The organism is Schwartzia sp. (in: firmicutes) (assembly GCF_978017985.1).
In genome coordinates this window covers 1-5,881 of the sequence record NZ_CDXDFU010000162.1, presented here as the reverse complement: position 1 = coordinate 5,881, position 5,881 = coordinate 1, and the positions used below count along the sequence as shown (strand labels likewise).

General features: G+C 48.6%; 8 protein-coding genes. 3 read left to right on the top strand and 5 right to left on the bottom strand.

Annotation, left to right across the window (positions count from 1 at the left end; all coding sequences use genetic code 11):
- The 3 genes from ACY69O_RS07295 to ACY69O_RS07285 form a co-directional block, all read left to right on the top strand.
- A partial coding sequence (locus ACY69O_RS07295; protein WP_462332810.1) for an ABC transporter permease family protein occupies positions 1 to 317 on the top strand: 317 nt, incomplete at its 5' end.
- A complete protein-coding gene (locus ACY69O_RS07290; RefSeq protein ID WP_462332809.1) occupies positions 314 to 643 on the top strand; it encodes a branched-chain amino acid transporter permease in 330 nt (109 codons plus the stop codon). The genes ACY69O_RS07295 and ACY69O_RS07290, both read left to right, overlap by 4 nt.
- A gap of 76 nt (positions 644 to 719) precedes the next feature.
- On the top strand, positions 720 to 1,166 hold the full coding sequence (locus tag ACY69O_RS07285; RefSeq protein WP_462332808.1) for a hypothetical protein: 447 nt from the start codon (positions 720 to 722) through the stop codon (positions 1,164 to 1,166).
- A gap of 59 nt (positions 1,167 to 1,225) precedes the next feature.
- Here the strand turns inward: ACY69O_RS07285 and ACY69O_RS07280 are convergent, their stop codons facing one another.
- The 5 genes from ACY69O_RS07280 to meaB form a co-directional block, all read right to left on the bottom strand.
- The gene (locus tag ACY69O_RS07280) at positions 1,226 to 1,639 is read right to left on the bottom strand and encodes a peptide deformylase (protein WP_462332807.1); all 414 of its coding nucleotides are present in this window, start codon (positions 1,637 to 1,639) and stop codon (positions 1,226 to 1,228) included.
- A 2-nt stretch (positions 1,640 to 1,641) separates the two neighbouring features.
- A complete protein-coding gene (locus tag ACY69O_RS07275; protein WP_462332806.1) occupies positions 1,642 to 3,003 on the bottom strand; it encodes an MATE family efflux transporter in 1,362 nt (453 codons plus the stop codon).
- A gap of 87 nt (positions 3,004 to 3,090) precedes the next feature.
- Positions 3,091 to 3,696 (bottom strand): DUF1847 domain-containing protein, encoded by a 606-nt coding sequence (locus tag ACY69O_RS07270; protein ID WP_462332805.1) that lies wholly within the window; start codon positions 3,694 to 3,696, stop codon positions 3,091 to 3,093.
- 278 nt (positions 3,697 to 3,974) lie between these two features.
- Positions 3,975 to 4,544, bottom strand: coding sequence for a peptide-methionine (S)-S-oxide reductase (locus ACY69O_RS07265; RefSeq protein ID WP_462332804.1), 570 nt, complete (start codon positions 4,542 to 4,544; stop codon positions 3,975 to 3,977).
- A 15-nt stretch (positions 4,545 to 4,559) separates the two neighbouring features.
- On the bottom strand, positions 4,560 to 5,750 hold the full coding sequence (gene meaB / locus ACY69O_RS07260) for a methylmalonyl Co-A mutase-associated GTPase MeaB (protein ID WP_462332803.1): 1,191 nt from the start codon (positions 5,748 to 5,750) through the stop codon (positions 4,560 to 4,562).
- Between the last annotated feature and the right edge of the window lie 131 nt (positions 5,751 to 5,881).

The window sequence follows — 5,881 nt, the reverse complement described above, 5'->3', positions numbered from 1 at the left end:
GGTTTATGTTATGGGTGACGTTTTTGAACCAGTGCTATTGGGTTGCGGGGGCGACCTTGGGCGGGCTTTTCGGTGGGTTCCTGCCATTCGATACAAAGGGTCTTGATTTTGTCATGACCGCTATGTTTGTTGTTATTTTTCTTGAGCAGTGGATGCACGAAAAACAGCATTATACGGCCGGAATCGGGATACTGTCTGCGATAATATGCCTTCGCGTATTTGGCCCGGATTCTTTTATGCTGCCTACGATGATTCTGATTCTGGGGAGTCTTGTTTTGGGACGGGGATTCCTTGAAAAGAAGGTACAGGGCACATGACATTCTTTGAACAGGTTGTTACGATAACGTTATGCGCTTTGGCTAGCGTTCTCACCAGAGCAGTCCCCTTTCTTGTATTTTCTCCGTCAAAACCTACGCCTGCTCTTGTCAGGTATCTGGGTAATGCCCTTCCGTCTGCAATTTTTGCGATGCTTGTTGTTTACTGCCTGAAAAATACTTCTTTTATTACAGGCTCGCACGGGATTCCTGAGCTGGTAGGAATTATCTGTACTGTAATCACTCATTTATGGTTGAGGCAGATGCTGATTTCTACATTGGTTGGAACAGTTGTCTATATGCTTTTAGTCCAAAAATTCTTCCCTTAAAGTCCTAATATTATTCAATTTATTGTTAAGAAGTCATCTCCTTACTACGATATATGGGTATAAGGAGGTGAAAAACATGGCAGAGTTCTATTTTTCAACAGAGCACCCGGGGTTCTGGATGCAGCCGGTATCGGCAACGTCTTCATCGACCGATAAGAAACAACGAAATAAAGCGCAGCAGCAGGATTTTAAGTCTTTGTTCCAACGTCTCGTGGAGGAGCGTGGAGAGACACTGGAAGAAACGCTCGAACAGAATGATGAAACTAGAAAAGAACTTGAAGAACTGCAGGCACAGCGGCAGGTTACGGAGATTATCCGCCGTGTACTCCCTGATGGGACGATCATGGTGACTCATTATGAAAAAGGAAAAGTCGTCAATCGATTTTTCAAACGGCCTCATTATAAGGAGGTCCCTGATGAATCCGCTCCTGTTCCGCGCGCGAATGACGGAACTCGTTTGACAGGACAGCAGAAAATGAAGTTCATCCCCAAGAGAGCTCTGCTCGATGATTTGTTCGGATGAGCAGACTGAAAAAGACGGAAATGCATGTGAATGCGCTTCCGTCTTTTTTGCTGTATTTATCAAATCAGAATTCCCCTGCAGTGGTCTATTTCATGCTGGATAATCTGAGCAGTGAAGCCCGAGAATTTTTGCTTCTGCTTGTTCCAATTCATATCACGGTATTTTACTTCAATGCTTTCAAAACGCTCTGTTTCGCGCTCTCCTGTGAGAGAAAGGCAGCCTTCTTCAGTCTTGTAGCGTTTTGCGGAGGTCTTTGTGATCTCAGGATTGAGCATTGCTATTGCCTCTGTACCTGTATTGATAACAATAATATTTTTGAGTACACCGATCATATTGGCTGCCATTCCAACGCATTTTTCTTTATGCGCCGCAAGAGTATCCAATAAATCCTGAGCAATGGGGATATCAGCTTTTTCTGCAGCGATGGATGGCTGTTTTAGGAAGGCTTCTTCGTGTATGATATCTTTTACCAATGTTAATTCTCCTTTACTTTGACAATGCCGGTCAGCTTTTCGGGATGTTTTTTCATCCAGTTGGCTATAAGAAGGCATATGATGATTGAAAGAATCGAACCCAGCGGCGCTGCGGCACCCATCGGCATAAGTGTATCCGGCCACATAATGGCAGCAAGATAAGCTCCCGGTACGCGTATTGCGACGCTTGAAACGGCGTTATGTATGAATGCTGCAATGGAGATGCCGTAGGCGCAGAAATAACCGCTGTAGCAGAAATGCACCCCGGCGATCGCCACATCCCAAATGTACGCGCCCATGTACTGGCAGCCCATGGCTATGACCGCAGCATCTGTGGTGAACTGTGCCAGCACCGCAGCATCAAAGAACTGCATCAGTATACCGAGGGCGAGACCATAGATGACTGTGATACTCAGGGCATAGCGGAGAGTGCCGAGAGCTCTTTCCGGTTTTCCTGCTCCGAGATTCTGAGCGGCAAGAGCGGAAACTGCGGAGAGCATTGAGGAAGGAACAAGGAAGAAAAAGCCAAGAAGCTTTTCGACGATTCCAACGGCCGCTGCCTGCTCAAGGCCCCTGCTGTTTGCTATAATCGTGAGAATAAGGAACGTAATCTGAATAAAGGCATCCTGTACGCAAATGGGGGCTCCTACGCGCAGAAGCTCACGAAGAACGGAAACATCAGGCCGCAGGTATGCTGTATTAAGTGATATTCCTGTGTCTCTGAGACGGATATAAACGATAGATATCAGGACACTTGCCGCCTGTGCGAGAATGGTAGCATATGCTGCGCCTTCAGCGCCCAGGCCCATGCCTCCGATAAAGGCATAATCAAGAGATATATTCAGAACGCAGGCAGCCGCAACAAACAAAAGAGGGCTTTTGGTATCTCCAAGGCCGCGAAACATGGCGCTGATGACGTTATAAGCTGTTATAAAAGGAATTCCAAGGAAGCATATGCGAAGATATGACGTTGTACCGGGAACCGCGTCCGCAGGGGTTGCCATTACAGACACTATGGAGTCCAGGAAAATCAGAGTGAGGACGGTAGCCAGAATAGACACAGCGAAAAAAAGTGCTGCCGTGCCCCCTACTGCCTTTGCTATGCGTTTTTTATCTGCTGCGCCGACTGCACGGGCTATACAGACTGTTGTACCCATGGCGAGGCCTACAAGCATGACTGTGACCATGTGCATTATCTGACTGCCAACGGCTACGGCGGTAATCTCATCAACGCCGTTGTACTGACCTACGATGAAAAGGTCTGCCATGCCGTAGAACATCTGCAGGAAATATGTGAGCAGATATGGTATGGAAAAGACGAGAACAGCTCTGCTGATGCTGCCTGTAGTAAAATTGCGGGCCATTAAGGACTTCCTCTCCGATGTAAATAAAAGCCACTTCCCAGTATATCACGGGGAAGTGGCTTTTTGATTAAAATTGTTATGTATTCTTTAGACCTCGCCGTCACCGAGGATGCCCAGCTTGCGTTTCCAATAGCGAGAATAGACTGCTCCAAGAGGATTATGGGCAAGGACTCTGTCCTTTGCAACGAGTGTTGTGACAGGACCCGGGCAGTTCATGTTGAAAATCGTGTCGTGCCCCACGCAAAGTCCGCAGGATATATAAAGCTCTACCCCGTTTTCCTCAAGGAATTTTGCCTGCATTTTGGGATTGCACATGGCTTCGTGGTCAAGCTCAGGTTTGACCTGCTTTAAGCCAAGGTCTTTTTTTGGTACGCTGCAGTTCTTACAGCATACGCTGTAAAAGTTGAAGCCCTGCTTCGTATAATAGCGCGCAATGGTCTTTGCTTCGGAGTTAAGTCCGATACAGAATGCCATGCCGAGGGTCTTGTACCCCATCGCCTTTGCAAATTCTGCTGTTTCCTCAAGGCGTGTGATGTTGCTGTAGAAGGTACCTTCCACGTATGCTGCAGCTTCCATTATTTTCCGTTCTTCTTCAGTGTATAGAGCCTTAACCTCTTCGATATCGGCTCCGGTACAGTTTACACCCTTGGTGTAGCAGGCGTGTGTGGGACAGTTCGCGCAGTCGCATTTCATGTTAATCCCTCCGTTCGATATATTCGTCGTTATATTGATTATAACGCAGTTGATACAGTTTTGCCTAGTTATACATCTATCGTGTGAAGGAAGGAATAAAAAACACGGAGCACCTGCCTTTCGGCGGGGCTCCGTGCTGTTTTACCGGATTATAACGCCTTCGTTCAAGTTTTTCCGCAGGAAAAACATCTTCTGTCAGCGTTTCAATGAGGCGAGGATATGTACATGCCGCCTGTTATTTGTCCGGACCCACGCTTATAGAAGTCGTGGGGCATCTTTCACCGAATTATATTCAGTTTCTTCAGTAACGCGAAATCGATATTTGTATTTGTTTCGGGATGGTTTTTGAGATAATGCTGATGCTCATCCTCCGCGGGGGTGAAGTTTTGAAGCCTCATAGCCTCTGCGTAGCATTGGCGTATCCCCTCAGGGTCGCTGTTGGGGTCATTCAGTGTGAGCTGCGAACCTGTCACGGCCGGGATTTTTTTCCGATTCCTGATGAAGTTCATGTGATACTCCACCATAGGTTCATCCTCTGCCGATGTGTAGTAAACGCCGCTTCGGTACATAGGCCCTTCGCAGTCTCCCTGCTTATCCTTTACATACGGATTGATTACGGCAAACAGGATATCCATCAGAGATGAGAGGTCTATACGTTTGGGGTCGAACAGAACCTCTACTCCCATGGCAGCTCCTGAGCTGCCTGTCATCACTTCATCGTATGTAGGAGCTTGTATGTCGGAGTTGATGTAGCCCGCGGTTACCCCGCTGACACCCTCAATTCTTGAAAACACTTCCTGAAGCTCGTGAAAGCTGCCTCCGGCGAAGTATATTTTCTTCGTGTACAAAGGTGGCTTCCTCCTTTATTTCTGATTATCCGGGTGGAAAAGGTCGACATGGCGCTGGGTGGCTCTCTGCACATCAAAGATGTGAATGAGCTCTGCCACTGCCTGTGTCGGTGATATAATTCCTCTGAGAACCGCGTCTTTGATTTCGGGCATTCGTCCAAGCACCACCGGATCGTCGAAGAAGAGGTTGTGCAAATGCTCGTCAATCATGCTGTGTACCCAGTCCAAAAGCTGGCTGTCGCGTCTGCGTTTGAACACTCCGGAATCGTGCGTGACCTTGTCAAAGGCACGTATGACGTCCCATAATTCCTTCAGTCCTGTTTTCTTGTAGGCGGACGCCAGATAGGCGTGGGTTCTCCAGCCTTCTGTAGCGGGTCTTATGAATTCTATCATGCGCTCGTATTCGGCGCGCGCAACCTTTGCCTTGAGGAGATTGTCGCCGTCTGCTTTGTTGACAACGATTGCATCCGCAAGTTCCATGATTCCTTTTTTGATGCCCTGCAATTCGTCACCTGCACCTGTCAGAACAATGAGCATAAAGAAGTCTACCATGGAGCGGACGGTCGTTTCAGACTGGCCGACGCCGACTGTTTCCACAAGGATGATATCATAACCTGCAGCCTCGCAGAGAAGCATTGTTTCGCGGCTTTTGCGTGCGACACCTCCGAGAGTTCCACCTGCCGGTGAAGGACGGATGAATGCCTCCTCACGCCGTGAAAGAGTTCCCATACGGGTTTTATCACCGAGAATGGAGCCGCGGGTTACCGAGCTTGTCGGGTCTACCGCGAGAACCGCTACACGATGTCCCATATCACAGAGCATATTGCCGAAGGCCTCGATGGTCGTACTTTTTCCGGCTCCGGGAACACCGGTGATACCGATGCGCAGAGCTTTTCCTGTCCTTGGCAAAAGGCCCTGAAGAACCTCCTGTGCTTTTCTGAAATGCTTTGGGTTATTGCTTTCAATCAACGTGATGGCCCGGGCGAGAGTGACGCGGTCGCCTGCGCTGACGCCCTTGACATAGTCGTCTACGCTCAGGACCATCTTGCGTTTCGGCTTCATTGTTCCGTTTTTCAGTGCCGGATTCAGGTTGCCGACAGTTGTGTCGGTGATGCCGTCGATTCCGCTCATCACACCGCAGGCGAATTTGTTTTCATCGTCTTTGTCCGGTGCCCATTCCGGTTTAGAAGTCGTGTACTCTGCCATAATGTGCCTCTCAGCCGTTGTCTGCTGCTTCTGCCTTTGCTCTTTCGATGAGCAGATTCAGAAGCTTAATGCCTGCTTCAGGGATGTTCGTGCCCGGTGCGAAGATAGCGACAGCACCGCCTTCGTAGAGG

What these genes read in the sequence shown, in the direction of transcription:
- ACY69O_RS07290 (WP_462332809.1), top strand. Translation starts at nt 314, where the DNA reads ATGACATTCTTTGAACAGGTTGTTACGATAACGTTATGCGCTTTGGCT.
- ACY69O_RS07285 (WP_462332808.1), top strand. Translation starts at nt 720, where the DNA reads ATGGCAGAGTTCTATTTTTCAACAGAGCACCCGGGGTTCTGGATGCAG.
- ACY69O_RS07275 (WP_462332806.1), bottom strand. Translation starts at nt 3,003, where the DNA reads ATGGCCCGCAATTTTACTACAGGCAGCATCAGCAGAGCTGTTCTCGTC.
- ACY69O_RS07270 (WP_462332805.1), bottom strand. Translation starts at nt 3,696, where the DNA reads ATGAAATGCGACTGCGCGAACTGTCCCACACACGCCTGCTACACCAAG.
- meaB (WP_462332803.1), bottom strand. Translation starts at nt 5,750, where the DNA reads ATGGCAGAGTACACGACTTCTAAACCGGAATGGGCACCGGACAAAGAC.